22 protein-coding genes and 1 pseudogene are annotated in these 25,545 nt (G+C 68.0%); 16 read left to right on the forward strand and 7 right to left on the reverse strand.

Translation table 11 applies throughout. From position 1 onward, the window contains the following. The first annotated feature begins 21 nt into the window (after window positions 1-21). Both NS1_RS24600 and NS1_RS24605 read left to right on the forward strand, forming a co-directional pair. Window positions 22-981 carry a TIGR03557 family F420-dependent LLM class oxidoreductase gene (locus tag NS1_RS24600; RefSeq protein ID WP_062988150.1) on the forward strand — a complete coding sequence of 320 codons (960 nt, stop codon included), beginning with the start codon at window positions 22-24 and terminating at the stop codon, window positions 979-981. Between the two features lie 28 nt (window positions 982-1,009). Continuing rightward, window positions 1,010-1,783 (forward strand): DUF72 domain-containing protein, encoded by a 774-nt coding sequence (locus NS1_RS24605; protein ID WP_062988152.1) that lies wholly within the window; start codon window positions 1,010-1,012, stop codon window positions 1,781-1,783. A gap of 71 nt (window positions 1,784-1,854) precedes the next feature. Here the strand turns inward: NS1_RS24605 and NS1_RS24610 are convergent, their stop codons facing one another. Then, window positions 1,855-3,897, reverse strand: coding sequence for a CocE/NonD family hydrolase (locus tag NS1_RS24610; protein ID WP_062988154.1), 2,043 nt, complete (start codon window positions 3,895-3,897; stop codon window positions 1,855-1,857). A 156-nt stretch (window positions 3,898-4,053) separates the two neighbouring features. On the opposite strand from NS1_RS24610, the gene NS1_RS24615 reads away from it, so the two are divergent. Next, the gene (locus tag NS1_RS24615; RefSeq protein WP_062988301.1) at window positions 4,054-4,734 is read left to right on the forward strand and encodes a TetR/AcrR family transcriptional regulator; all 681 of its coding nucleotides are present in this window, start codon (window positions 4,054-4,056) and stop codon (window positions 4,732-4,734) included. 3 nt (window positions 4,735-4,737) lie between these two features. Here NS1_RS24615 and NS1_RS24620 read toward each other — a convergent pair whose 3' ends face one another. After that, window positions 4,738-5,655, reverse strand: a complete 918-nt coding sequence (locus NS1_RS24620) for an alpha/beta fold hydrolase (RefSeq protein WP_062988156.1) — start codon at window positions 5,653-5,655, stop codon at window positions 4,738-4,740. 119 nt (window positions 5,656-5,774) lie between these two features. Here NS1_RS24620 and NS1_RS24625 point away from each other — a divergent pair, with 119 nt between their 5' ends. From NS1_RS24625 to NS1_RS24635, 3 genes are read left to right on the forward strand one after another with little or no spacing between them, the layout of a single operon-like run. Continuing rightward, window positions 5,775-5,993 carry a three-helix bundle dimerization domain-containing protein gene (locus tag NS1_RS24625; RefSeq protein WP_056821259.1) on the forward strand — a complete coding sequence of 73 codons (219 nt, stop codon included), beginning with the start codon at window positions 5,775-5,777 and terminating at the stop codon, window positions 5,991-5,993. A gap of 57 nt (window positions 5,994-6,050) precedes the next feature. Further along, window positions 6,051-7,136: an S-(hydroxymethyl)mycothiol dehydrogenase gene (locus NS1_RS24630; protein ID WP_062988158.1), complete on the forward strand. Its 1,086-nt coding sequence runs from the start codon at window positions 6,051-6,053 to the stop codon at window positions 7,134-7,136. Beyond that, window positions 7,130-7,756, forward strand: coding sequence for an MBL fold metallo-hydrolase (locus NS1_RS24635; protein WP_062988160.1), 627 nt, complete (start codon window positions 7,130-7,132; stop codon window positions 7,754-7,756). Before NS1_RS24630 ends, NS1_RS24635 begins: the two co-directional genes overlap by 7 nt. A gap of 15 nt (window positions 7,757-7,771) precedes the next feature. On the opposite strand, the gene NS1_RS24640 is transcribed toward NS1_RS24635, so the two are convergent. After that, window positions 7,772-8,095 carry a DUF6223 family protein gene (locus tag NS1_RS24640; protein ID WP_062988303.1) on the reverse strand — a complete coding sequence of 108 codons (324 nt, stop codon included), beginning with the start codon at window positions 8,093-8,095 and terminating at the stop codon, window positions 7,772-7,774. A gap of 245 nt (window positions 8,096-8,340) precedes the next feature. Here NS1_RS24640 and NS1_RS24645 point away from each other — a divergent pair, with 245 nt between their 5' ends. Together NS1_RS24645 and NS1_RS24650 are read left to right on the forward strand one after the other, a co-directional pair. Then, complete coding sequence (locus NS1_RS24645; RefSeq protein WP_062988162.1) at window positions 8,341-9,438, forward strand: sensor histidine kinase; 1,098 nt, start codon at window positions 8,341-8,343, stop codon at window positions 9,436-9,438. Then, entirely contained in the window at window positions 9,435-10,097 is a 663-nt protein-coding gene (locus tag NS1_RS24650) for a response regulator (protein ID WP_062988164.1), read from the forward strand. Before NS1_RS24645 ends, NS1_RS24650 begins: the two co-directional genes overlap by 4 nt. 3 nt (window positions 10,098-10,100) lie before the next feature. On the opposite strand, the gene NS1_RS24655 is transcribed toward NS1_RS24650, so the two are convergent. After that, complete coding sequence (locus NS1_RS24655) at window positions 10,101-10,544, reverse strand: MarR family winged helix-turn-helix transcriptional regulator (protein WP_062988166.1); 444 nt, start codon at window positions 10,542-10,544, stop codon at window positions 10,101-10,103. 167 nt (window positions 10,545-10,711) lie between these two features. On the opposite strand from NS1_RS24655, the gene NS1_RS24660 reads away from it, so the two are divergent. From NS1_RS24660 to NS1_RS24670, 3 genes and pseudogenes are all read left to right on the forward strand, one after another. Next, the gene (locus NS1_RS24660; protein ID WP_084503976.1) at window positions 10,712-11,986 is read left to right on the forward strand and encodes an acyl-CoA dehydrogenase family protein; all 1,275 of its coding nucleotides are present in this window, start codon (window positions 10,712-10,714) and stop codon (window positions 11,984-11,986) included. Between the two features lie 153 nt (window positions 11,987-12,139). Next, window positions 12,140-12,667 (forward strand): annotated as a pseudogene (locus NS1_RS24665) (5,10-methylene tetrahydromethanopterin reductase); the annotation flags it as partial. A 161-nt stretch (window positions 12,668-12,828) separates the two neighbouring features. Further along, window positions 12,829-14,211, forward strand: a complete 1,383-nt coding sequence (locus tag NS1_RS24670) for a styrene monooxygenase/indole monooxygenase family protein (RefSeq protein ID WP_062988168.1) — start codon at window positions 12,829-12,831, stop codon at window positions 14,209-14,211. A 73-nt stretch (window positions 14,212-14,284) separates the two neighbouring features. Here NS1_RS24670 and NS1_RS24675 read toward each other — a convergent pair whose 3' ends face one another. After that, entirely contained in the window at window positions 14,285-14,872 is a 588-nt protein-coding gene (locus NS1_RS24675; protein WP_062988170.1) for a TetR/AcrR family transcriptional regulator, read from the reverse strand. Between the two features lie 86 nt (window positions 14,873-14,958). On the opposite strand from NS1_RS24675, the gene NS1_RS24680 reads away from it, so the two are divergent. The 4 genes from NS1_RS24680 to NS1_RS24695 all read left to right on the forward strand — a co-directional run bounded on the left by NS1_RS24680 (window position 14,959) and on the right by NS1_RS24695 (window position 22,263). Then, entirely contained in the window at window positions 14,959-15,852 is an 894-nt protein-coding gene (locus tag NS1_RS24680; protein WP_062988172.1) for an NADP-dependent oxidoreductase, read from the forward strand. A gap of 149 nt (window positions 15,853-16,001) precedes the next feature. After that, window positions 16,002-17,666 carry a fatty acyl-AMP ligase gene (locus tag NS1_RS24685; protein WP_062988175.1) on the forward strand — a complete coding sequence of 555 codons (1,665 nt, stop codon included), beginning with the start codon at window positions 16,002-16,004 and terminating at the stop codon, window positions 17,664-17,666. An 11-nt stretch (window positions 17,667-17,677) separates the two neighbouring features. Next, window positions 17,678-17,944, forward strand: coding sequence for an acyl carrier protein (locus NS1_RS24690; protein ID WP_062988177.1), 267 nt, complete (start codon window positions 17,678-17,680; stop codon window positions 17,942-17,944). After that, complete coding sequence (locus NS1_RS24695) at window positions 17,941-22,263, forward strand: type I polyketide synthase (protein WP_062988179.1); 4,323 nt, start codon at window positions 17,941-17,943, stop codon at window positions 22,261-22,263. The genes NS1_RS24690 and NS1_RS24695 overlap by 4 nt, the downstream gene beginning before the upstream one ends. Before the next feature lie 92 nt (window positions 22,264-22,355). Here NS1_RS24695 and NS1_RS42280 read toward each other — a convergent pair whose 3' ends face one another. After that, window positions 22,356-22,781, reverse strand: coding sequence for a hypothetical protein (locus NS1_RS42280; RefSeq protein WP_157125371.1), 426 nt, complete (start codon window positions 22,779-22,781; stop codon window positions 22,356-22,358). 288 nt (window positions 22,782-23,069) lie between these two features. Here NS1_RS42280 and NS1_RS24705 point away from each other — a divergent pair, with 288 nt between their 5' ends. Continuing rightward, complete coding sequence (locus NS1_RS24705; protein ID WP_062988183.1) at window positions 23,070-24,224, forward strand: DUF2254 family protein; 1,155 nt, start codon at window positions 23,070-23,072, stop codon at window positions 24,222-24,224. On the opposite strand, the gene NS1_RS24710 is transcribed toward NS1_RS24705, so the two are convergent. Then, window positions 24,219-25,538: a diacylglycerol/lipid kinase family protein gene (locus NS1_RS24710; protein ID WP_062988185.1), complete on the reverse strand. Its 1,320-nt coding sequence runs from the start codon at window positions 25,536-25,538 to the stop codon at window positions 24,219-24,221. The two genes, NS1_RS24705 and NS1_RS24710, sit on opposite strands and share 6 nt — an antisense overlap. Window positions 25,539-25,545 lie beyond the last annotated feature (7 nt).

Here is a 25,545-nt window from a genome sequence, read left to right on the forward strand (position 1 = left end):
CCCCACTGCGAAAGGTGCGCCATGCAGCTCGGATTCAAGTTGGCGGCCGAGGCTTTCGGCCCGAAAGAGCTTGTTCGACAGACAGTTCGGGCCGAATCGGCCGGTTTCGACTTCGTCGAGATGAGCGACCACTTCCACCCGTGGCTCGATAATCAAGGCCACTCACCGTTCGCGTGGACCGTCCTGGGAACGATCGCGGCCCGCACCGAGCAGATCGGGCTGGCTACCGGCGTGACCTGCCCGATCATCCGCTATCACCCGGCGATCATCGCTCAGGCCGCCGCCACCACGGCGCTGCTGTCCGACGGGCGGTTCACCCTGGGCATCGGTTCGGGCGAGCGGCTCAACGAACACATTGTGGGCCATGAGTTTCCGCCGGTGGCGATCCGGCAGCGGATGTTGCGCGAGGCGCTCGAGATCATCCGATTGCTGTGGCGCGGCGGTTACCGCAGCTACTACGGCGAGTTCCTGGAGCTGTCGGACGCGCGGGTATTCGATCTGCCGGAGAGCCTGCCGGTTATCGCGGTGGCCGCGGGTGGGCCCAGCGCGGCGAAGATCGCCGCTGAACTCGGCGACGGTCTGTTCGCCACCGAGCCGGATCCCGAACTCGTGCGGACCTTTCAGCAGGAGGGTGGCTCGGGCCCACGCTATGTCGAAGTGGGTGTCGCCTTCGCCGAGACCGATCGCGAGGGCGCCGAAGCCGCGCTGTCGACGAACCGGTGGTCGACCGGGGGTTGGAAGGTGATGAGCGAGCTGCCCAATCCCGCGAACTTCGCCGCTGCCTCTACCACCGTGCGAGTCGACGACATGCTCGAATCCTTTGTCTGCGGCAATGATCCGAAACGCTACGTCGAGGCGGTACGCAAGGCCACCGACGCGGGCTTCGATCATGTGGTGCTGATGAACGCGGGACCCGACATGGACGCGTTCCTCGACTTCTACAGCAGCGAACTCGCGCCCCTGTTGCGTTCGGAGATCTGACCCGCGCTCCGGAGGGAGGCAGGCCCGAATGACCATGCACGTCGGCACGTCCGGCTGGCAGTACCGCGACTGGCGCGGCGTGCTGTACCCGCAGGGCCTGCCCGTGCGGCAGTGGCTCGAGCACTATGCGCAGGAGTTCGCGACGGTGGAGTCGAACAGCGCGTTCTATCGGTTGCCGAGCCGGGAGAACTTCGCCGCATGGCGGGAGCGCACGCCCGCGGGCTTCGTGATGGCGGTGAAGGCGAGCCGCTACCTGACCCACATCAAGCGATTGCGGGATCCGGCCGAACCGGTGCGGCGCCTGCTCGACAGGACCGAGGGGCTGGGCGAGCGTCTCGGTCCGATCCTGCTCCAGCTGCCACCGACCCTGCGCGCGGACCCCGATCTGCTCGACAACTGTCTGCGCTGCTTCCCCGACTCGGTGCGAGTGGCGGTGGAACCGCGCCACGAATCGTGGTGGACGGACGAGACCCGCGCCGTCCTACGATCCCATCACGCCGCGCTGACCTGGGCGGACCGCGATTCCCGGCCGATCACACCGCTGTGGCGGACCACCGACTGGGCCTATCTACGTCTGCACGCAGGCCGCGCTACTCCCCTACCGTCCTACGGCAAGCAGGCGTTGAGCGGCTGGGCACATCGGCTGCTCGACACCTGGTCACCCGACGCCGACAGCTACGTCTATTTCAACAACGATCACGGCGGCGCGGCGGTGCGTGACGCCGTGACCTTCGCCCACCTGGCCGCGGCCGCGGGCGCGGATGCGACTCGAGTACCCGATGTACACGCGAGCGCAGGATAAACGGCGAACCCCGCCTCGAGGCCGCGTGATCGAGGATCCGTCGCGCGGTCGGAGGCGGGGTCGACCGGATGTCACCAGCCGGGATCGGTGTCCAGGGGGACGTTGATCCAGCTCGGGCGGGACGGGTCCAGCTCGAGGTGCTGGGTGCGGAGGCCGCTTTCGTTCAGCAACGGGCGCAGCGGGATTCCGCTGGGGAAGTTGCTCGCGAAGACGTCGACGCGCAGGCGGTGGCCGGGCAGCAGGACACCGTCGGTGGCGCGGACGCCGATGTCGATCGTCGTCGGCTCGCCGGGCACGATCGGCTGACGAGTGTCCAGGGTGAGGTACGGATACGGGTCGGTGTAGTCGCCGTTCGATGAGCGAGTCGCCTTGGGCTCGTCGATCGTGCGCAACGATGCCGTCAGCTGACCCTGTGACCAGACTGTCGAAGTACCGTCGGGCGCTACATCGTTCACCGTCACCGTCCAGTAGCCGTCGGTGGCGTCGAGCACGGTGTTCAGGTGTGCGGCGATCGGCCCGGAGATCCTCGTCGGCTGCGAGACCGGCGCCGTGGTGAAGGTGAGCGCGGCCCCCTCACTGATCCGGGCGTCCTTCGAACAGACGTCGGGGAGCGGAAGAATCCCGGCCGTGCCCTGTGCGGCGTCACGCGCGCAGATGGTGGTCAGGCTCGGGTCCACCGAGAGCCGCTGTGCGGCACCGGGAGCGGTGCGCAGGCTGCCGTCGTGGCGAGCGCCCGGCGCGGTGCCGGAGGAGGCCGCGTCGAGGTACATCCGCCGGTGCTGCATGCCGGGCCGGGGGAAGGCGACGTCGGTGGTCCACTGCTTACTTCCCTGCTGCCACAACGTGACCGGGTCGTAGCGATCGATGCCGTTGTCGATTCCCTTGAGCCACTTGTCGAACCAGGCGCGCTGCAACGATTCCAGCGGGGCGGGCGCGCCCGGCTGACCGAGGCCCGAGCTCACCGTCACGTGGTAGACGTCGTCCATGATGAGCTTCTTCTGCTCGGCGGGCACGTTCACCGCGTTGTAGATGCGCGGGGTGGAGTAGGTGAAGATGTCGTGCCAGCCGCCGTAGAGGAAGGTCGGCACCTGCACCTGTTCGGGCGCGCCGACCCAGGCGGTCCGCAGCGGGCTCTCGTCGTCGAGGATCGAGGCCATCTCCGGCGGGATCTGCTCGATGTTCGGGGTGGTCAGTGCGGCGATGAGCACGTTGAAGAAGGTGAACGGATCAGTCACCCGGTCGCGCAGCCAGACCCAGTCGAATTTCCCGTTCAGCATCGACATCAGGTCGGGCAACAGCTTCGCGCCGTCGACGGCGAGCAGCCAGGCCGGGATGAACCCGATCCCGAGCGCACCACCGGGGGCCGCGACATCGCGGATCAGATCGCTACCCGGCACGACCGGGAAGATCGCCTTGAGCGCCTCGGGATGACGCTGCGCGGTTTGCAGCTGGTTGATCCCCGAATAGGAGATGCCGCTCATCCCGATCTTGCCGTCGGACCAGCCCTGCTTCGCCGCCCAGTCGACGACTTCCACGCCGTCGATCTGCTCGCGTTCACCGAACACCTGCCAGGTACCCTGCGAGAAACCGGTGCCGCGCACGTCGACGACCACCTGGGTGTAACCGCCGCGGATCAGGTTCCGGTCGACGCCGAAGGTGCGCGCCGCGCCGCCGGGCAGCGCGTGCATGATGTCGCTGAGGCTGCTGAAACCGAACGGCGTGAAGTCCAGGTTCTGCAGCACCGGCATCAGCACGTCCGACAAGCCGGGCACCGCGAGCGCCGAGTCGGCGAGGTTGGAGACCAGCTTGGTGTAGGGCGTCATGTTGACGATGGTGGGCGTCGGCTCCGCGACGGGCTGACCGTCCGCACCGGCCGGGTGATAGACGTTGGCTTTCAATACGGTGCCGTCACTCATCGTGATCGGCACGTCCCACTCGATGAAGACGTTGGGGTACTGCTGCGGCCCGTTGTGAGTGGCGACGAACTGCGCGTCGAGCCCCTCGGCGTTCGGCGACGCCTGCCCGAGCGGCGCGGATGCGACGGCGCCCGCCAAGACGACTACGGACGCGGCCAGCGCGGCCAGCGCGGCCAGTCGCCCACGATGTTTGATCATGCTTCGGTTCAGCCCTCCACCATCGGGAACCACAACGTTCCCGTACCGGGAAGTAACGTAGCGTGGGTCACGTTCGATCGCAAGAACATGTTCTGGGCGATCCACGATCAAGCGCCCGCGCGCACCCTGCCGCGGCCGCCTGAAACAATGGACACTGTGACAGCGTCCGAACTCGACGACGGTCGCCGCTACCGCGGCGCCGCACCGGGGCAACGTCAACGGGAACGCCGCGCTCGGCTGATCGAAGCGGCTACCGAGGCCTTCGGCGTCGACGGCTACCGCAACACCACGGTCACCACGATCTGCGCGGCGGCCGGCGTCGGCAAACGCTACTTCTACGAATCTTTCACCGATAGTGAAGATCTGCTGCTCGAGGTGTATCGCGAGACGGCCGCCAGGATGATCGAGGCGATCCATACCGGGCTCGGTGATCCCGACGCCGACGTCGATACCCAGGTGCGCGTCGGCCTGACCGCGTACTTCCAGCTCATCCGCGACGACCCACGGGTTCCCCGGATCGCGTTCTTCGAGATCCTCGGCGTGAGCCCCGCGGTCGACCGGGCCTACTACGGCGTTCTCGACGCCTTGGTCGACATCTGCATGGCCCTGGTCACCCCGCACGTCGACCTGGAAACCCATCCCGCAGTCAGTGTGCGGACGGTGCTGTTCGGACTGGTCGGCGCCATCGTGATCATCGCCCAGAAGTGGGTGCTCGACGAATACCGCCAACCGCTGACCGATGTCGTGGAAAGCGGGTGTCTGGTGATCAGCGCGGTACTGACGCGAATCGGACCGGACGGCAAGGCGACCCGCTCTGTCGAGCGCGGCGCGAACTGACCGTCAGAGTCCCGAGGTGAATTCGGCGAATCGCCGGGCGATCCGCTCGGGGTATTCACCGTTGATCGCGTGCGACGCGTCCGGCCAGACCTCCACCTGCGCGCCGGGGATCAGGCGTGCCGTAGCGGCGGCCTTCGCCGAGTCGTGGACGATGCTGCGGCCCGCGAACAGGGCGAGAGTCGGCACCGTGAGTCCCCGCAACTGGTCCTCGGTGGGGCGCGCCAGCAACGGCTGCGCGCCCCGGTAGTCCTTCATTCCGGAGGCGATCAGCCGACCTTCCGGCACCGACTCGTCGACCGGGACGCCACCGGAGATCCAGCTCAGCAGCTTGTTGCGCAGACTCGCGGGCATCATCGGGATCGCGCTGCCGAGCGAGACGACGATCATCTTCCAGCTCAACGACGCGAAGGTATTGGCCGGATCGAGCAGGGTGATCGAGGCCGTGCACTCGGGCCGGTGCAGCGCGGTCTGCACAGCGAGATTCGCGCCGATGCTCACGCCGAGCAGATGGGCACGCGAAACACCCAGTCCCGCGATCGTTTCCGCGACCCAGGCCGCCTGGTCGGCCCCGTCGGTCAGCTCACGCCGCTGGGTACTCGCGCCCGGCTCGCCGATGCTGTCGACCGACCACACCGTGCGCCGCTCCGCCAGACTCGCCAGGTTCGACCGCCACATCGGCGTCGAGGCCTGGCGTCCGGACAGGAGCACGACGGGAACGTCACCGCCGGGTCCGAATCGATACGCGCGGACCGGTCCGAAGGAGGTCGAGATCGCGGCCATCGCATCGGGTTTCGGCAGCAGCGCCATGCCGTCCACGTAGGCGGCGGCGAATCGGTCGAAGCCCCGCTGATCGGCGAAGTATCCGACCTTGCCCGTGGGTCGACCGATCGAGGGATCCAGGAAAAACGAGTCCTCGGCCATGGGGCGAGGATAGCTGTCGGAGGTCCACGTCGAAGGCGGCCACCGTCGCCGAACCCTCCGACGCGACGAAAGTAGGCAACGACCCGTTGATCGACGTCGTCTCCGGGTAACCCCGGAATATGACTACTCACGAGAACCGCCAACTCGACGAGGTCATCGAGCGGTTGATCATTCGGTACCCGACCATCGCGCCCGCCGAACTCGAAGACATCGTGCACCACGTGTACGACGCGTTCGGCAAGGTACACATCCGCGATTATGTTCCGTTGCTCGTCGAGCACCACGTCAAGGAAGAACTCGGCCCGCCGACGGGCGAGATCCCACCCATCCCGGACTGATCGGGCGCACGGCACCGCTAGCGTTGGCGTCGATACGTCAACCAAGAGGAGGTCCGCATGCCAGACACCGTCCGCGCGGTCATAGCCCGCGCGAAGGATGCGCCCGTCGAAACCGTCGACATCGTGATTCCCGATCCGGGACCCCATGATGTGGTCGTCCGCGTCCAGGCCTGCGGTGTGTGCCACACCGACCTGCACTATCGCGACGGCGGGATCAACGACGAGTTCCCGTTCCTGCTGGGTCACGAGGCTGCCGGCGTGGTCGAGACCGTGGGCGCCGCCGTGACCCACGTGGCCGAGGGTGACTTCGTCGTCCTCAACTGGCGCGCGGTCTGCGGTGAATGCCGAGCGTGTCGGCGCGGACGCCCCTGGTACTGCTTCGACACCCACAACGCCAGCGTCCCGATGACGCTCACCGACGGCACCCCGCTCACCCCCGCCCTCGGGGTGGGTGCCTTCGCCGACAAGACCCTCGTGCACGAAAAGCAGTGCACCAAGGTCGATTCCGAGACAGATCCGGCCGTTGCGGGTCTGCTCGGCTGTGGCGTGATGGCCGGGATCGGCGCCGCCATGAATACCGGCAATGTCTCGCGCGGCGACAGCGTCGCGGTGATCGGCTGTGGCGGCGTGGGTGACGCGGCCATCGCCGGTGCGCGCCTCGCCGGTGCGGGCACGATCATCGCGATCGACCGTGATCAGCGAAAGCTGGACTGGGCCAGGGATTTCGGCGCCACGCAGACCATCGACGCGACCAGCGAGGACGTGGTCGAGCGGATCAAGGAACTCACCGGCGATTTCGGCGCCGATGTGGTGATCGACGCGGTCGGCCGACCGGAAACCTGGCAGCAGGCGTTCTACGGGCGCGACCTGGCGGGCACGGTCGTGCTCGTCGGTGTGCCGACTCCCGACATGAAGCTGGAGATGCCGCTCATCGACTTGTTCTCGCACGGCGGCGCGCTGAAATCCTCCTGGTACGGCGACTGCCTGCCCGAGCGCGACTTCCCGATGCTCATCGACCTCTACCGCCGGGGCCGACTGCCGCTGGACCGGTTCGTCACCGAACGGATCGACATCGACGGAGTCGAGCGGGCATTCGCCGCGATGGCTCAGGGCCAGGTGCTGCGTTCGGTGGTGGTCTGGTGACTCGCATCGAAAGAGTCGTCACCTCGGGCACTTTCGCGCTCGACGGCGGTACCTGGGACGTCGACAACAATGTGTGGCTCATCGGTGACGACAACGAGGTGCTCGTCGTCGACGCCGCCCACGACGCCGACGCCATCGCCGCCGCGGTCGGCAACCGTCAGGTCACCGCCATCCTGTGCACGCATGGCCACAACGACCATGTGACCGTCGCCCCGGAACTGGCCGAACGCCTCGACGCGCCCGTCCTCCTCCACCCCGGCGACGAGCCCCTCTGGCGCATGACCCACCCGAACGCCGACTACCGATCCTTGGCGGACACTGCGCGAATCACGGTGGCGGGCATCGATATCGACATCCTGCACACCCCCGGCCACTCCCCCGGCTCGGTCTCCCTGCACCTCCCCGATCTCGCTGCCCTGTTCACCGGCGACACCCTCTTCGCGGGCGGCCCCGGCGCCACCGGCCGCTCGTTCTCCGACTTCGACACGATCATCGATTCGATCCGTGACCGGTTGCTCACGCTCCCGGAGGAGACGACGGTCCACACCGGCCACGGCGACACCACCACCATCGGCACGGAGCGGCCCTCGCTCGCGGAGTGGATCGCCCGCGGACACTGACCTGACGTCGGCCGATCAGCGGTGGGTGCGGGCCCGGGTACCGAGTGCGATGGCGGACAGACCGAGCACGATCGCGATCGCCGCGCCGACGATGCCGTTTCCGGTGCCCGGACCGCCGTCCGCGGTCGCGAAGCCGATCGCCCCGACGACGGTCGCGACCGCGCCCGCACCGATCGCGATGGACGATCGGGCGGGATTCCCGGTGCGCGTCAATGCCCAACCACCCACGATCACGGCGGCCAGGCCGAGGAACGCGGCCGAAGTCGCGATGAGGCGGTCGGTGGTCATGCCGTGAGAGTCGGCGAGCGTGGTCGCCGCGGTGAGCGGGCGGACGGACATGGGGTGCTCCTCGTCGTGCGTAGCCGGTCGCTCGATGATGGCGCCGGTTCTGATCGGGACGGGTTCCATCGTCGGCGTCGGACGGGGTTCGGTCGTCGTGCGGCGGTGGACAATTCGAGGTGGCGCGGGTGCGGTACGGACTACCGCCGATGCGGCAGGAGCTGCGCGGATACCGCGTCCGTGGTAGTCGGTGGATCATCCGGGCGCGGGATTCGCCACGTCCGCGAGCGGGCTAGGGTTTGCGCATGGGCCGAACCGTCGACTGGGTGATCGCCGTCGGCGTGGCCGCGGTGCTTCTGGTCACCGGGCTCAGCCGCCAGCACTCCCCTGCCGATCTCGACTGGCTCGGCTACGCGTTGCTGGTCGCGGGCGGGCTGGCACTTGTCGCGCAACGCCGGGCGCCGGTGGCGGTGCTGGTCGTGACCGGATTGTGTGCACTGGGCTACCAGGCACTCGGCGTCGACGTGCCCGCCGTCGCCTTCCTGTTCGCGGTATATTTCGCGGTCCGCGCGGGCCATCGGACGGTCACCGTGCTGGTCTCGGTGGCAGTGCTCGCAGCCCTTCCGCTCGCGGCGCTGGCCGCCCTGCACGACACCACCCAGGCGCTCGCCCGCGCTCGCGACGCACTCGAGATCGCGTGGCTCATCGCGGCGGGCGCCGCCGGTGAAGCGCTGCGCCAAGCCGAGCGGCGAGCCGACGAGGCCGAACGCACCAGAGAGGAGACCGCGCGACGGCGGGCCGACGAGGAGCGCCTGCACATCGCGCGCGAGCTGCACGATTCACTCACCCACCAGATCTCGGTGATCAAGGTGCAATCCGAAGCCGCGGTCCACGTGGCGCGCAAGCGGGGCGAAGAGGTCCCGGAGGCACTGCTGGCCATCCGCGAAGCCGGTCGCGAGGCCGCCCGCGAGCTGCGCGTGACCTTGGAAGCGCTGCGCGACGACGACACCTCGCCGCGCCCCGGCCTCGCCCACGTCCCCGAGCTGGTGGAGCGCGTCCGCATCGCGGGCTTGGACGCGACGCTCACGGTCGAGGGTGCGCGGCAGAACGTGCCCGTCGCGGTCGACCGGACCGTCTATCGGATCGTGCAGGAGTCGCTCACCAACGTCACCCGCCACGCTGCCGCCACGAGCGCCACCGTCCGCATCGATTACCGCCCGGACAGTCTCGTCGTCGATATCGAAGACGACGGCAGCGCGCAACCCACATCGGATTCGGTTCCCGGCGTCGGACTGCTCGGTATGCGCGAACGTGTCACCGCGCTCGGCGGCCACCTCCACGCCGCGCCGCGAACCCGCGGCGGCTTCGCCGTACATGCCGAATTGCCGGTGGACAGGACATGATTCGCGTTCTGCTGGTCGACGACCAACCCCTCATTCGCAGTGGCTTCCGCGCACTCCTCGACATCGAGGACGACATCGAGGTGGTCGCCGAAGCCGCCGACGGCCGCGAAGGTGTCGAGCTGGCCCGCACGCATCTGCCCGACATCGCGCTCATCGACATCCAGATGCCGGTGGTGAACGGCATCGAGGCCACCCGCCACATCGCCGCCGATCCGGCACTGTCCGGCGTGCACGTCGTCATCCTGACCAATTACGGGCTCGACGAATACGTCTTCGACGCGCTGCGAGCCGGCGCCGCGGGCTTTCTCGTCAAGGACATCGAACCGGAGGACTTCCTCCACGCCATCCGCGTAGCCGCCCGTGGCGACGCACTGCTCGCGCCCTCGATCACTCGCCGACTGATCCACCGCTACGTCACCCAGCCCCGCACACCGAGCCCCGGCGCCGCCCTGGACGAACTGACCACCCGCGAACGCGAGGCGGTCGTTCTCGTCGCGCAGGGCATGTCCAACGACGAGATCGCCCTGCACATGGTGATCAGTCCGCACACCGCGAAAACCCACATCAACCGAGCGATGACCAAGCTCCACGCTCGCGACCGAGCCCAATTGGTCGTTCTCGCTTACGAATCCGGTCTGGTCGTCCCGGGAACCCCATGAAGCTCAGCCGCGCAGGTCGGTCACGGACTCCTGGTAGGCCACGGCCGCGCGCTCGAAATAGTCGAAGAGCACTTCGCGCTGCTGTGGGGTGTAGCTCGCGATGATCTCGCCGATCCGACGCCGAGCGGGGGCCAGCACCTTGTCGAGCTCGGCGGGCTGATCGATCGGTTCGACGATGACCTTGCGCCGGTCGCCCGGGTCGGCGGCGCGGCGTACGTACCCGGCCTGCTCGAGACGGTCGACGAGACGGGTGGTCGGGCCGGTGGTGAGTCCGGTGCGGGTGCCGAGCTCACCCGGTGTCATCGCGCCGGCGAGTGCGAGGATATTCAGCGCGTACAGGTCTGTCGCGTGCAGATCGACCGCCTTCGCGCCCGCCTGAGCATGCAGCACAACCGAACTCAGGTACCGGCGAAAGATCGCGCTCAGGTCGTCGTCGGGTGTCGACATGTTGCCTCTCCCTTCGTCCACGCAGACACTTCGTCGTCAATGATAGATCTTGTCCGCAGTGACCGGGGCACGTCAACGCTCTCACCGGTGCCCGCCTGCGCGCGTCCGTTGTGATCGCGCTGCGCGCAACCCGTGAATCCGGCACCCCCCTGCGCGATCGTGGGTGGATGACTTCCACCGCCGCGCCATCGACCACCGATTCCGAGCTGGACGCCATCTTCACCCCGATCTTCGACCGGATCGCCACGGGCGCGGTCGAGCGGGAGGTCGACAGGCGGCTGCCGTTCGACGAGGTGGGCTGGCTGAAGGAGGCCAGATTCGGGGCGTTGCGGGTGCCGGTCGAATTCGGCGGGTACGGCGTGAGCGTGCGGCAGCTGTTCCGGCTGCTCATCGACCTGGCCGCGGCCGAGTCGAATCTGCCGCAGGCACTGCGGGTGCACTGGTCGTTCGTCGAGGATCAGATCCTGGCGGAGGCCGGGCCGGAGCGGGAGCGGTGGTTGCGGGCGCTCGCGGCGGGCACTCTCGTCGGCAACGCGATCACCGAGCCGGGGGTCGGCGCGGTCGACCGGTATCGCACCCGGCTGACCCGCGACGGTGACCGGCTGCTGCTCAACGGTGTGAAGTACTACAGCACCGGATCGCTGTTCGCCGATCACATCCTCGTCGCGGCCGACAGCGACGGTGAGCGGCTCGGCGTGCTGGTCGACGCGAATGCCGAGGGGGTTGTGCAACACGATGACTGGGACGGTTTCGGGCAGCGGCTCACCGCGAGCGGCACCACCGAGTTCACCGATGTCGTCGTTGCCGAAGACCGTGTCCTCGGCCCCGGTTACGGTGTCGCGGGCCCCACCTACGGCACCGCCTACCTGCAACTGGTGCAGCTCGCGGTGCTCGCGGGGATCGCCGCGCGCGCCGAACGCGATGCCAGGGAATGGGTGAGCGCGCGCACCCGCACCTACACCCATGGCGCCGCCGATCTGCCGCGCGAAGACCCGCTCGTCCAGCAGGTGATCGGCAAGCTGTCGGCCGCGGCGTTCACTACGCGCGCGGCGGTGCTCGCCGTGGCGGATGTGCTCGACCGGGTACTCGACGCCGGAGCGAAGGACGAGCAGGATCTCGTGGCCGCCGAATTGGCCGCCGCGCAGGCACAACTCGGCGTGATCGACATCGTGCTCGCCGCCACCACCCAGTTGTTCGAACTCGGTGGGGCCTCGATCGTGTCCGAACAGCTGCGCCTGGATCGGCATTGGCGCAACGCCCGCACCATCTCGGTGCACAATCCCGCCATCTTCAAAGCCCGTGCGGTCGGCGACTACCTGCTCAACGGCACCGAGCTGCCGTTCGGCTGGAGCGCGGGCGAGCGGAACACCGGCACACCGGCTTCCGCGAATCCGGAGCCGGAGGATTCGAGCGCGGTGCGTCCCGAGGCGGCATCGCGATGAGCAGGCCGATCCGGTTCAACGCCTTCGACATGAACTGCGTCGCCCACCAGTCGCCGGCGCTGTGGCGGCACCCCGAGGACCAGTCGCACCGCTACACCGACATCGGCTACTGGACCGAGCCGGCGAAACTCCTCGAGCTTGGGCGCTTCGACCGCGAGCGTCGAAGGCGGGCTGGTGTTCATGTCCGGCTGGATGGGAATCGACCTGTCGCGGTACGACCTCGACGACCCGATCGGCGACGTGCGGAGCACCGCCATCCAGTCGGCGGTCACGACCTTCCAGGAATTCGATGACGACGGCCGCGAGTGGACGGTGCGCGATATCGGGCGCTGGGCGGGCATCGGCGGGATGGGCCCGGTGTTCACCGGATCCGGCGAAACGGTCGCCGACCTGCTGCAGGAGTGGGCCGCCGACACCGACACCGACGGGTTCAACCTCGCCTACGCGATCACGCCGGGAACATTCGAAGACATTGTGCGCCATGTTGTTCCGGTGCTGACCGAACGTGGCGTCTACCGCACCGACTACGAGCCGGGTACCTTGCGCAACGCCCTGTTCGGGGCCGGTGATCGGCTCCCGCCCGAACATCGCGGCGCCGAATACCGTCTGGGCGGGCCTCGTTCGACCGTGCTGCCGCACTCGGAGTCGCGACCCGAATCCGTGGAGGCACCCGCCGGCTAGCCTGCCGTCTCCGCCGATGATCAGCGCCGGGACCGACCGTCCCGGCGCGATCCTCGCGTTGCCGGTCAATTGTCCAAATGCATTGCGGCACCCAGTATTCGGATCGATTCCCGCTGATTGCAACACTCATCATCGAGCGAAGGTAAGCGCACCATTCCGGTATGACATCGCAGACTCCCGTTTCCCGCTCCATTCGTTCGGCCGCGGTAATCGGCGCCGGCCAAGCCGGCGTCACTGCGGCGCTAGGACTTCTCGACGCCGGTTTCACCGTCACCCTCTACAGCGACCGAGATCAACGCTCCCTCCGTAACGACGTACCCGCCACCGGCACCGCCCTGGAATTCGGCGAGACCCAGCAGGCCGAGGCCGCGCTCGGACTCGACAGTTACACCGGCCGCGCACCCCGCCACACCGGGCTCAGCGTGCGCATCGCCGGACCGGAGAACGCCGAACTGATCGCCTTCGACGGCACCTTCGACGGCTACGTCGGCGTCGCCGTCGACACCCGTCTCAAGGCCGACGAACGGCTCACCGCGTTCATCGAACGTGGCGGCAACTTCGTCGTCGAACCGGTCACTGTCGAATCCCTCGACGCGATCGCCGCCGCCAACGAGCTCACCCTCGTCGCCACCGGCCGCGGCGGACTGGCCGACCTGTTCCAGATCGACGAAGAGCGCACGGTCTACGACAAGCCGCAGCGCTCGCTGCTCACGGTCACCGTGACCGGCCTCGGCTTCGACTCCGGGGTGTTCGCGCACCGCAGCCCGGCGGGCGGCGCGCACAGCCTGTTCTCCATTCTCGCCGAACAGGGCGAGGCGTGGTGGGGGCCGTACCTGCACAAGGACGCGGGCCCGAGCTGGGCGTTCCTGGGCTGGGCCCGACCCGGCAGCGATTGGGAAACCCGTTTCGCCGCCGCCGATTCCGCCGAGTCGGCACTGCGGATCGTGAAGGATCTCTACCGCGACTACATCGACTGGGACCTGCCGGAAGTGCAGGCCACCCAGGTGATCCCCGAAGACCCGCACTCCTGGCTCAAGGGTGCGGTCCGACCGGTCGTGCGGGCCGGGGTGGGACGCACGGCGGGCGGCCATCTGGTCGCCGCCCTCGGCGACACCGCGGTCGCCTACGACCCGGTCGCGGGCCAGGGCGCGCAGAGCGGGCTGATCCAAGCCCAGCGCCTGGTCGCGGCCGCCGCCGTGCACGACGGACCGTTCGACGAGCAATGGATCACCGACCAGTACGCCGCATTCCTCGCCGCCCGCAGCGACGCCGCCGCCAAGGTGACCCGGCTGTTCCTCAGCGACCCCGAATTCGGCGACATCGGCGGCCAGTTCTTCGCCACCGCCGCCGTCGACCCGAAGTTCGCCTCCGCCCTGGTCGGCATGCTTCACCGTCCACAGCCGTTCCTGCCCATCGACTCCCCCGCCGACGCCGCCGCCTACATCACCGAGGTGACCGGGGCGGACGCGGGCGAGCTGCTGGCGAAGTTCGCGCCGGCCGGCCGCTTCGAACGCTCGACGTTCGCCCCGGCCGCCGTCGGGTAACAGCCACGATCCGGTCGACCGTGGGCATGCACGCCCACGGTCGGCTTGTTCCACAGAGGCTGAGCCCCGGGAACTACGAGGAAACTCCGGCGCGGGTGACTTCCCAGGCCGCCTCGATCATCCGGAAGATCTCGTCCACCGCGGCTTCCGGATCGGTGGCCTCCCTGGCCACCGAATAAGCGTCGATCACGAATCTCGCGATCGACGCGCTCGCCGTGGCGGTCTGCGCCAGTTCGGGATCGGCGGCGATGGCCGCTGCCAGGGCTCGCGCATGACGTAGCCGCATCGACTCCTCGTACCTGCGCAGCGCGGACGATTCGTCGATCATGTGCCAGATCGGGGCGGCGCTGTCCGCCGTGCAATGTCGCACCATGGAATGGATTTCGCGACGCAACGCGGGGATGAGCGGTTCGCCGGCCGTCCGGTCGGTGACCGCCTGCACGAGCCCTTGCTCGAAGTCTTCATCCCGCTCGAATACCAGCGCCTCCTTGGAGGCGAAGTGGGCGAACAGTGTCGTGACAGCCACATCGGCTTCAGTCGCCACTTCGCGGATGCCCACGTCGTCGTATCCACGTTCCAGGAAGAGCCGCAGGGCGGTATCGGCGATCTTCTGGCGGGTCGCGGCCTTTTTGCGTTCACGACGTCCGGTCGGCACGGTCATGTCAGGAGGCTACCAGCTACGAAACTGCATCAGTTATGAAGTCATACCAGTTTTAAAACACTAACCGTTAGTGTTATGTTCGCGGCATGAAGAAGGTGAGCTTCGCCGAGTTCGGCGGTCCGGACGTCCTACAACTCATAGATGCCGAGGAGCCGCACGCCGGCCCCGGCCAGGTACGCATCGCAGTGCGCGCGGCGGGCGTCAACCCGGTCGACTGGAGGCTTCGCGAAGGCCAGATTCTCGGGGCTCATCCGATCGAATTGCCCGCCGGTGTCGGGCTGGATGCGGCCGGGGTGGTGGACGAGGTCGGCGATGGCGTCGACGGAGTCGCGATCGGCGACCAGGTGTTCGGCGAAGGCACGAGCACCTACGCGGAGTTCGCCGTGCTGTCGGCCTGGTCGCGCATGCCCGAGGGCCTGACCTTCGAAGAAGCCGCCGGATACCCCTCCGTGGTGGAGACCGCACTGCGCGTCATCGGTGAGGTCGGGGTGCGGGGCGGTCAGACGCTGCTGGTCAGCGGCGCGTCCGGGGGCGTCGGATCGGCGGTACTGCAGATCGCGCGCGAACGCGGCATCGCGGTGATCGGCATCGCCGGGGCAGCGAACCAGGACTATCTGCGGAGCCTCGGTGCCCGCACCACGACATACAGCCAGGGCTGGGTCGAGCGGGTGCGGCAGCTCGGCTCTGTCGACGCGGCCCTCGATCTGGCGGGCTCGGGGGTGATCCGTGAGCTGGTCGAGCTGACCGGGGACCCACAGACGGTTGTCACCATCGCCGATCTCGATGCGCCGAAGCTCGGGGTCAGATTCTCCGGGGTCGCCGGGAGTGTGCCGGACGCACTTGTCGAGGCCGCCGCCCTCATCGCGCAGGGAAAGTTGCGCATCCCGGTCGAGAAGTCGTACCCCCTGTCCGAGGCCGCCGCGGCGCACATCGACAGCCAGGCCGGCCACTCCCGTGGACGGCGAGTCGTCGTGGTGTGAGGCGCCAGTTCGGCTGCAACACCCAGGGGTGGACAGCGGCCACCCCTGGGTTCGCTGGGTGATACCTGCGAGCACTATCCCCGTCGCCACAGAGAGCGGATAGTCATAGTCAACCCCTATGACTTTCTCCCCTGTGAAGGAATGGCGACATGCAGCCCAGTTACGTGCACCACGTCAGGCAGCAAGTTCTCGCCTACGGAGAGACCCGCTCCTACACCTACCTCCGTGAGGCGGGCCGCGAGCTCGTCGAGGAGACCGCCACCTTCCGCGACCTCGATCGCGACGCCAGGGCTGTGGCCGCGTGGTTGGCCGCCCGCCCGGAATCGTCGGAACCCGTCGTCCTGCTCTATCTCGACGGTATGGCCTTCCTGCGGGCCTTCCTCGGCTGCCTCTACGCGGGCGTCATCGCGGTGCCCGCACCCCTGCCTCACGACGAGCGCAGCACCCGACGCGTCGCGGGCATCATCGCCGACTCCGGTGCCCGAATGGTTCTCACCACCGCCAACTTCCAGCCGATGGTCGCGGCGGCGACGACCGCGGCCGTGGTGGCCACCGACGAACAGCTCGGTGATCCCGACGCGTGGCGCATGCCCGCCATCGACGCGGGGACCATCGCGTTCCTGCAGTACACCTCGGGCTCGACCGGCACTCCCAAGGGCGTGGTCGTCACCCACGGCAACCTCCTACACAACGAGGCCGCGATCACCGCGATCGGCTTCAACGACACCGCGACCGGCGTCAGCTGGATCCCGCAATTTCATGACATGGGCTTGATCGGCTCGCTGCTCGGTTCGATCTACGCCGGCGCGAACCTGGTGTTCATGTCGCCGACGACGTTTCTCAAACGCCCGGTGCGGTGGCTACAGACCATCGACAAGTACCGCGCGACCTTCACCGCCGCCCCGAACTTCGCCTACGAGTTGATCGCGAAGCGCGTGACCCACGAGCAACTGGCCGACCTGGACCTGTCGACCCTCGAGGTGGCGCTGTGCGGCGCCGAACCGGTCCGCGAACGAACTATCGCGGCCGTGCGCGAGCGATTCGCCCCCGCCGGGTGGCGCCCGACCGCACTGCTACCCGCCTACGGTCTGGCCGAGGCGACGCTGCTCGCCACCGCGGGCCCGATCGACGCGCAGCCTGTCGTCACCGACGGGCCCGACAGCAGGCTGGTCGGTTGCGGACAACCGGCGCGCGGTCTCACCGTCCGCGTCGTCGACCCGCACACCGGGCAGCAGGCCGTCGACGACACCGTCGGCGAGATCTGGATTCAAGGCGACAGCGTCGCCGCCGGCTACTGGAACCGGCCCGAGGAGACCCGGCACACCTTCGACGTATATCTCGGCGACGAAGGGCCTTTCCTGCGCACCGGCGATCTCGGAATGCTGCGCGACGGTGAACTGTTCGTCACCGGACGGCTCAAGGACCTGCTGATCATCAACGGCCGAAACCTCTACCCGCAGGATGTCGAGGAACTGGTGGAGCAGCTGCACCCCGCGCTGACCACCGGCGTCGCCGTCTCCGTCGAGGCCGGTGGCCGGGAACGACTCGTCGTCGTGCAGGGCATCAAGACAGCGCTGCTGCGCGGTACCACTCTCGCCGAGCTGACCTCGTCGATCAAGATCGCGGTCGCCCGCGGTTTCGACGTCCCCGCGCCGAGCGTCGTCCTCGTCGAGAGCCGCTCCGTGCACCGCACCACCAGCGGCAAGGTCCAACGGGCCTCGATGCGCGAGGCCTTCCTCGACGACAGCATCTCGACCGTCCTGCACGAAGATCTCGAACCGGCCCTGAGCCGATCATCGACCGCAACCCGCTGAGGAGCCGAAACATGTTCAGCACCATCGACACCCACTCCATGACCGTCCAGGACTGGCTCGTCGACCGCGTCGCCGACTACACCGAACGCGCACCGCACCAGGTGGACCCCACGATCCCGCTCGCCGAACTCGGCATGGATTCGGTGTCGGCGGTGTCCCTGTGCGGTGAGATCGAGGACCGCTGGATGCTCGACATCGACCCGACCCTGGTCTTCGAATACCCCACCATCGCGGCCATCGCCACCTACCTCACCGCCGAAATCGCCGTCGCGGCATGACCGACATCGCTGTCGTCGGCCTCGACTGCCGCTTCCCCCACGCCGCCGACCCGGCGCAGTTGTGGCAGCTGCTGATCGAGGGCCGCGACGCGATCTCCGAAGTCCCCTCGAGCCGCTGGAATGCCGACGACTTCCACGACCCGGCGGGCGCACCCGGCACCATCAACACCCGCAGCGGCGGATTCATCGACGACGCCGACGCGTTCGACGCGGAATTCTTCGGCATCACCTCCCACGAAGCCGAGTCGATGGACCCGCAGCAACGCCTGCTCCTGCAGGCCACCTGGCGAGCCTTCGAGGACGCCACGCTCGATCCCCGCGCGCAAGCCGGCTCGCGGACCGGGGTCTACGTCGGGGTGATGGCCAACGAATGGGCCAACCTGCAGATGAGCGACTACGCCGCGATCACGCCGCAGCACGGATCCGGCAACGGCTATTTCATGACCGCGAACCGGCTGTCCTATCAGTTCGACCTCGCGGGGCCGAGTATCGCCGTCGACACGGCATGCTCCTCCTCGCTGGTCGCGGTCCATCTCGCGTGCAATGCCCTGGCGGCGGGCGATTGCGACCAGGCCGTCGCCGGTGGCGTCAATCTCGTGCTGACCCCGGCGGTCGGCGTGTTCTATACCCAGGCAGGTCTTTCGGCCCCGGACGCGCGGTGCAAACCGTTCAGCGGCAACGCCGACGGGATCGTGCGCGGGGAAGGCGTGGCGGTACTCGTGCTGCGCCGCCTGGCCGATGCCGAGGCCGAGGGGCTGCCGATCTACGCGGTGATCAAAGGCAGCGCGGTCAATTCCGACGGGCGCAGCAACGGCATCACCGCGCCGAACCGGTGGGCCCAGCAGAAGGTGATCGGCGAGGCGTATCAGCGGGCCGGCGTCCAGCCCGATGACATCGACTTCATCGAGGCGCACGGCACCGGAACAGTTCTCGGCGACATGATCGAGGTCAAGGCACTCGGCAAGCTGCACGCGAGCAACCGGGCACGGCCCTGCGGAATCGGATCCATCAAGGGCAACCTCGGCCACACCGAGGGGGCCGCCGGTGTCGCCGGACTCATCAAAGCTGTCCTCAGCCTGCATCACGGCGTGGTCCCGCCGTCGAGATTCGCCGACCAGGAGAATCCGCGGCTACAGATGACACAGCAGGGCCTGCGTCTGCTCGCCGACCCGATGCCTCTCGACGGACCCGCGCACTGCGGTGTGAGCAGCTTCGGCCTCGGCGGCACGAACGTGCACATGGTGCTGGCGAGTGCCCGCACCACCGAGACACCCGCGACATCCGGCGCGGGAGTGCTCACACTCTCGTCGGACAGCGAAGAGGGATTGCGGCGCAATGTGATTCGGATGTCTGAAGAGTTGAAGTCACTGCGGCACAACCACTTCGACCAGCTCTGCTGGACGAGCAATCAGGTGAAGTCGTCGGGCCGCCACCGGCTCGCCGTCGTCGCCCACGATCGCGACGAGGCGATCGCACAGCTGAGCGCCGGTCCGCTATCCGGTGTCACGCGGCCGGCCCGCATCGGCTGGATGTTCACCGGCCAGGGATCCCAATTCCCCGGCATGGGACGCACGCTGCACGAGGCGAACTGCGGGTTCCGACAGGCGCTCGACCTGGTCGATGCCGCTATGGCCCCCTATCTCGGCCGCTCGATCCGGGAGCTGCTGCTCGACGAGCACGCCGACACCGACCCCACCGCACTCGCCCAACCGGCGATCTTCGCCATGGAATACGCCATCGCCAAGACACTCGCCGACCTCGGTATCCGGCCCGCCTGGCTGATCGGGCACAGCATCGGCGAATTCGCGGCCGCCGCCGTGGCGGGCGTGTTCGATCTCGACGACGCCTGCAAACTGGTCACCGCGCGCGGTCGGCTGATGCAACGCCTGTCGGCGGGTGGCGCGATGCTGGCCGTCCGCTCCACCCCCGAGCGGATCGCCGATCTGCTCGCCGCCGAATCCGCTGTGGTGCTCGCCGCCGTCAACGGCCCGGAGGATCTCGTCCTTTCCGGCGAGGCCGAGGCGCTGTCCCGCATCAGCTCGGCACTGCGCGCGCGTGCGGTGATCGCGAAGCCGCTCACCGTGTCGCACGCGTTCCACAGTCCGCTGATGGCGCCGATGCTGGCCGAATTCGAAGCCGTCGCCAGTACCTGCGCCTACCGCGTCGCCGCCCTGCCGATCTACTCGACCGTGCACGGCCGAGCACTCGGCCCCGACGAGGTGATGGATGCCGAGTACTGGACCGAACACGTCGGCGCCACAGTCCGTTTCGGCGATGCCGTGCACGCCGCGCTCGGCACGGACCCGACCCATCTCGTCGAGATCGGACCGCGCCGGGTACTCGCCGCGTCGGTGCGCAGGATCGATCCCGAGCTCGGCGCGCGCTACCTGTCTCCGAGTCCCGGCCCGCGCGCGACCGGCGACGAACTCGCCGCCACCGTGGCCGCGCTCTACTGCGACGGTCTCGACCCCGAATGGAACGAACTCTACGAACCCGGGCAGCGTGTCCGTCGGCGCCTGCCGGTGTACGAGTTCTCTGTCGCGCACCGATTCTGGGTGGAACCACCCGCTGCCAGCGAGGTCGGCGCTTCGGCATTCGATCCGAAATCCCTACCGGCGCAAACACAGACCGAGGCAACCATGATCGATCCACTGATCGCGCTCTTCCGTGAACAGAACGCCGTGCTGGCAAGTCTGCTGGCAGCTCCCGCCGAGGCACGTGGCCCGAATATCGACATCGGTACCGCGCGCGGTGCTCTCGCGCTGGACGCGGTCGCGGGGATCGTCCGCGCGGAACTGGCCAGGGTGAGCGGGTTTCCCGCCGACCGGCTGCACGACGCCCGAACACTCGGTGACGGACTGGGATTCGACTCGCTCATGCTCACCGACCTGTTCGCCGGTCTGGCCCGCAAACTCCCCGGCACGACCATCGACCCGACCCTGATCACCGGGGAAACGACGCTGGGCGACGTCATCGCCCACTTCACCGGTCAACTCACCGATTCGCCCGCCGAGCCGAACACGCCTGTCGCCCCGCTCACCCACCCGCCCGAAACCGTCTCCCCCGCAACCGAAGCCAGGCCGACCAGCGTCGAACCCGAATATCTGATATCCGACTTCGCCGAGGTGCGAGCCATCGCCGACCGGCTCGCGGGCGCCGAAGCGCTCGGCCTGTCGAACCCGTACTTCCTGATCAACGACGGTGTCACCAGGGACACCTCGTTCATCGACGGCACCCGGGTGGTCAACTTCGCCAGCTACAACTACCTGGGAATGTCGGGCCATCCCGCGGTCGTCGCCGCCGTCCAGGACGCCGTGGCTCGCTATGGCAGCTCGGTCTCGGCCAGCCGCCTGCTCTCCGGTGAGAAGCCGATCCATCGCGAACTCGAGGCCGAACTGGCCGCCCTGCTCGGCACCGAGGACGCGATCGCGCTGGTCGGCGGCCACTCGACGAACGTGACGATCATCGGCCATCTCGTCGGGCCTCGCGATCTGGTGATCCACGACAGCCTGGCCCACGACAGCATCTTGCAGGGCTGCCAACTGTCCGGCGCGACCCGCAGACCGTTCCCCCACAACGACCACGCCGCGCTCGACGCGTTGCTGACCGAAATCCGTCATCAGTACCGCCGGGTGCTGATCCTCATCGAAGGCGTCTACAGCCAGGACGGCGACATTCCCGATCTGCCCGCGATCATCGAGATCAAGAAGAAGCACCGCGCGCTGCTGATGATCGATGAGGCGCACAGCGTCGGGGTGCTCGGCGAGACCGGCGGTGGCATCGGCGAATACTTCGATGTCGACCGCCGCGACGTCGAACTGTGGTCCGGCACGATGTCGAAAGCGCTCGCGGGCTGCGGCGGCTATGTGGCGGGCAGCGCGGACCTGGTCCGGTTCCTGAAGTACACCACCCCCGGCTTCGTGTACAGCGTCGGAATGACCCCGATGAACGCCGCCGCCTCCCTGGCCGCGATGCGCCTGTTGCGTGCCGACCGCGAGCCACTCGACCGCCTGCGACGCAACTCCGAACTCTTTCTGCGCCTTGCCCGCGAGGCGGATATCGATACCGGCGACAGCCTCGATACCCCGATCATCCCGTGCATCGTCGGCGACTCGATGCGGACGCTGAAACTGTCCACGGCGTTGCTGCGCCGCGGGATCAACGTCAACCCGATCATCTATCCGGCCGTCCCGGAAGACCTGGCCCGACTCCGCTTCTTCGTCACGGCCTGCCACACCGAAGATCAGATCCGCGAAACCGTCACCGCCCTCGCCGAAGAACTCGCCCGGATTTCGGCGCCCGACCTCGTCGACCACTAGGTCTCGTGCCGCTCAGCCGGTCCAGTCGACTCGCTCGGCCATGGCGAGGAGTTTGTCGCGGCGGTGCGGGCTAGTCTCGCCGATCCAGGAGATCAACCCGTAGACGTGAGCGCGAAAGTCGTTGTGTTCGTCGCGGTTCTGTGCGGAAACGCCCGTGCGCAGGCAGTTGTGCAGCAGGGCGCGGACCGCGTCGTAGCGGTCGCGGGGTGCGACCGGACGGTCGTTGACGACCAGGGGTCGACTGGAATGCCCGCGAGAACCCGATGCAGGATCCGTCGCTGGATCTCGCGCAATCGCACCTTCGGCAGGTCGACCAGTACCCGGCGCAGCGTGTTCACCGGATCGACCGGCTCGATCGGGATGAGGTCGATCACTCGTCCCGCGATCTCCTGTGCCGAACCCGGCTCGATCACCTCGGCGAATGCCTCGGCCAGTGGCGACAGACCCCAGTCGTCGTCGAGCAGCTCGAACGAGCGCGCCAGCCGTACAGCCAGATCGAGCCCGATTGCCCGACTCATCGGCATGCGACGGTGGCGGGGCGACCAGAATCCTTCGTCCGCGGTGCTGCGAGGCACGCGAAGCGTGCGCCCTTGCTCCGGACGCTGAGCCCAACTGACAAGACGCTCCCAGGGGTTACCCCTGAGGTGGGTCGACCCGACCCGCTCTCGCCCCGCCACCGTCGCACCGGGCCACTGTAGCCACCACAGCGCGCAGGGAGTCATCCGTTTCGGGTGAGTCGATCCCGATGGTCGATGTGTGACCATCGCAGAGTCCGCATTGTCCTTTTATGCCGACAGGAGCTGAGAGTGCGCGCCAGGGTAGTCCGCACCCGCACCCGCCGCCGCCTGCGAGCCGGCCTGTCCCAGCTCGCCTTCATGCTCGTCGGGCTCGGGATGGGACTGGTCGTCCCGAGAATCGACTCGGGACCGCGCGCGCCGAGCACCCAGGTGGCGGGCGCGCTGCTCTCGATCGGGATCGGCCTACTCGGCGCGGTTGCCCTCATCTTCTCGATGCTTTTCCTGGTGGTGCAGTGGGTGGCCACCACTTTCACACCCCGGTTGATGATGTTCCGCGACGACCCGATCGTCTGGCGGACCTTCGGCTTCGCCCTCGGATTGGTCGCCTTCTGTGTGACCGCCGCCATCGCCATCGGCAGAAATCCCGAGGTATCGGTATTCGTACCGATCTCGGCGATGCTGCTGTTGCTCTTGCTGATCGAGCAGTTGCGGACCCTGCAGTTGAGAGCCTTCTCCGCTATTCAATTGGCGCCCGCGCTCGGCACGATCGGCGACCGCGGGCGCATCGTGCTCGACGCCGTGTACACCGGGCACGACCTCGAATCGCAGTCCCTGCCGCCGTCACCGACGACGATCGCCTGGCAGCGGCCCCCCGTGGTGCTGCAACGGGTCGACGTGACCCGGCTGATCGATGCCGCTACAGCCGCGAACGCGGTCATCGTCCTGCGTGCGACTCCCGGCGCCACACTGCATCACGGCAGTCCCGTGGCGGACGTGCACGGCGGCGAACTGTCCGCCGCGACGGTGCTTCGAAGGCTCGTCGTCGGCGACGAACGGATTTTCGACCAGGATCCACTCCTCGCGTTTCGACTGCTGTCCGATATCGCGCTCCGTGCTCTGTCCCCGGCGGTGAACGACCCGGCGACTGCTGTACAGGCCTTCGACGAATTGGAAGATCTGCTCGGCTGGGTGGCCGCGAGACGTCTGGAACCGACGCGCCACACCGACCACGACGGCGTCGAAAGACTCGTCGTTCATCGGCCCCGATGGGAGGAATTCCTGCGGACGAGCGTCGACGACATCGCGTTCGTCGTCAGCTCGCCGATGGTCGTCACAGGTCTGCGCGACGCGCTACGGCGAGTACGCGAGCGCGCCCTGCCCGAGCACACCGAACAGCTCGACAGGCGATTGGCTCTGCTCGACGACAAGGTGGCCGCGCTATGACCCGAAGCGAGCCGTTCGCCACAGCCGGGCCCAGTCGAAGGCCGCGGCGGCCGGACGCACTCCGGGTCGGTTCCTCGGTACTCGCACTCGCAATGCCGCCGGTCGGATGGTGCACCGCACCGGAGTGTCGAGGAGCAAGGATTCGCCGTCGACGCCTGCCGGAATCTCGGGGGCGTCCGCGTCGACGGTCAGCTCGATCGCCGTTGCCTGCGCCAGGCCACGAAGGCGGGTTCGGCGCAGCAGACCGACCGCGTCCCTGGTGCTGGTGACCGACAGCGTGACCGCGCCGAGCACACCGCGATCGAGACGGACACGACGGCTCAGTCCTGCCAGATCGTTGCTGCCGTACGGGTTGTTGCTCACCAGAATGGCCTGCGGTCCCTCCACCGTGATCTCACCGATCCGGGCGACCAGTCTCGGGCCGCTGTGCCCGTTGAGCAGATCGGGCAGCAGAGCCAGCACCGTCGCGGTCTTGTCATCTCGGTAAGCCGGACTGCGCACGATCTCCGCGTACACCCCGAACGAGGCGTTGTTGACGAAGGGACGCCCGTTGACGATGCCGAGGTCGACGCGCAACTCCACACCGTCGCGCAGCGCGTCGAGTGACCGGGTGGGATCGGCGCGATCGAGTCCGAGGTCCATGGCGAAGTGATTGCGGGTTCCGGCGCTGATCACCAGGAACGGCAGATCGTGTTCGACGGCCACCGCCGCGACCAGCGCCTGGGTCCCGTCGCCGCCCGCGACCCCGAGCAGATCGGCCCCCTCCGCCACCGCTCGTTGGGCCAATGCGGTGACATCGATTTCCTCCGGCCCTTCGAGGAGAACGACTCGGGCGCCCAACTCTTCGGCTTTGCGCACGAGGTCGAACTTCGACACTTTCCCGCCACCGGAGCGCGGATTCATGATCAGGAACGGACGCTGTGCCGGTGGAACGGAGTATTCGGGCATCGTCGTGTCCGCGCCGCTGCCGCGCAGGGCGATGCGAGCGGCGACGACGGTCAACAGCGCGAGCACGCCGCAGACCAGAACGACCCACAGCAGATTCGCCCGCACGAACGAGACCACGACGACGATCGGCGCGAGCAATGCGACGCCGAGAGCGATCCACCGCAGTATTCCGAACCGGGTGACAAACGAGTAGAGCGCCGCCACCGCGACCACGACGCCGCCGGTGCCGACGATGAGCAGCGCCATGGCGCCGAGGACGCCCGCGGCGAGCACGGGCACCACCGCCGCCGCGGCGGCGCAGACGAACGCCAGCCGCGCCCACCAGCGTCGGGCGTGGCTACTACCGGTGGCGTCGGTGTTGGTCATGGAGGCG

Source organism: Nocardia salmonicida NBRC 13393 (genome assembly GCF_001613085.1).
Taxonomy (GTDB): Bacteria; Actinomycetota; Actinomycetes; order Mycobacteriales; family Mycobacteriaceae; genus Nocardia; species Nocardia salmonicida.

Excerpts from the sequence above, each read along its gene's own strand:
- NS1_RS24600 (WP_062988150.1), top strand. The coding sequence starts at position 22 with ATGCAGCTCGGATTCAAGTTGGCGGCCGAGGCTTTCGGCCCGAAAGAG.
- NS1_RS24605 (WP_062988152.1), top strand. The coding sequence starts at position 1,010 with ATGACCATGCACGTCGGCACGTCCGGCTGGCAGTACCGCGACTGGCGC.
- NS1_RS24610 (WP_062988154.1), bottom strand. The coding sequence starts at position 3,897 with ATGATCAAACATCGTGGGCGACTGGCCGCGCTGGCCGCGCTGGCCGCG.
- NS1_RS24620 (WP_062988156.1), bottom strand. The coding sequence starts at position 5,655 with ATGGCCGAGGACTCGTTTTTCCTGGATCCCTCGATCGGTCGACCCACG.
- NS1_RS24625 (WP_056821259.1), top strand. The coding sequence starts at position 5,775 with ATGACTACTCACGAGAACCGCCAACTCGACGAGGTCATCGAGCGGTTG.
- NS1_RS24630 (WP_062988158.1), top strand. The coding sequence starts at position 6,051 with ATGCCAGACACCGTCCGCGCGGTCATAGCCCGCGCGAAGGATGCGCCC.
- NS1_RS24640 (WP_062988303.1), bottom strand. The coding sequence starts at position 8,095 with ATGTCCGTCCGCCCGCTCACCGCGGCGACCACGCTCGCCGACTCTCAC.
- NS1_RS24645 (WP_062988162.1), top strand. The coding sequence starts at position 8,341 with ATGGGCCGAACCGTCGACTGGGTGATCGCCGTCGGCGTGGCCGCGGTG.
- NS1_RS24650 (WP_062988164.1), top strand. The coding sequence starts at position 9,435 with ATGATTCGCGTTCTGCTGGTCGACGACCAACCCCTCATTCGCAGTGGC.
- NS1_RS24655 (WP_062988166.1), bottom strand. The coding sequence starts at position 10,544 with ATGTCGACACCCGACGACGACCTGAGCGCGATCTTTCGCCGGTACCTG.
- NS1_RS24660 (WP_084503976.1), top strand. The coding sequence starts at position 10,712 with ATGACTTCCACCGCCGCGCCATCGACCACCGATTCCGAGCTGGACGCC.
- NS1_RS24670 (WP_062988168.1), top strand. The coding sequence starts at position 12,829 with ATGACATCGCAGACTCCCGTTTCCCGCTCCATTCGTTCGGCCGCGGTA.
- NS1_RS24675 (WP_062988170.1), bottom strand. The coding sequence starts at position 14,872 with ATGACCGTGCCGACCGGACGTCGTGAACGCAAAAAGGCCGCGACCCGC.
- NS1_RS24680 (WP_062988172.1), top strand. The coding sequence starts at position 14,959 with ATGAAGAAGGTGAGCTTCGCCGAGTTCGGCGGTCCGGACGTCCTACAA.
- NS1_RS24685 (WP_062988175.1), top strand. The coding sequence starts at position 16,002 with ATGCAGCCCAGTTACGTGCACCACGTCAGGCAGCAAGTTCTCGCCTAC.
- NS1_RS24690 (WP_062988177.1), top strand. The coding sequence starts at position 17,678 with ATGTTCAGCACCATCGACACCCACTCCATGACCGTCCAGGACTGGCTC.
- NS1_RS24695 (WP_062988179.1), top strand. The coding sequence starts at position 17,941 with ATGACCGACATCGCTGTCGTCGGCCTCGACTGCCGCTTCCCCCACGCC.
- NS1_RS42280 (WP_157125371.1), bottom strand. The coding sequence starts at position 22,781 with ATGAGTCGGGCAATCGGGCTCGATCTGGCTGTACGGCTGGCGCGCTCG.
- NS1_RS24710 (WP_062988185.1), bottom strand. The coding sequence starts at position 25,538 with ATGACCAACACCGACGCCACCGGTAGTAGCCACGCCCGACGCTGGTGG.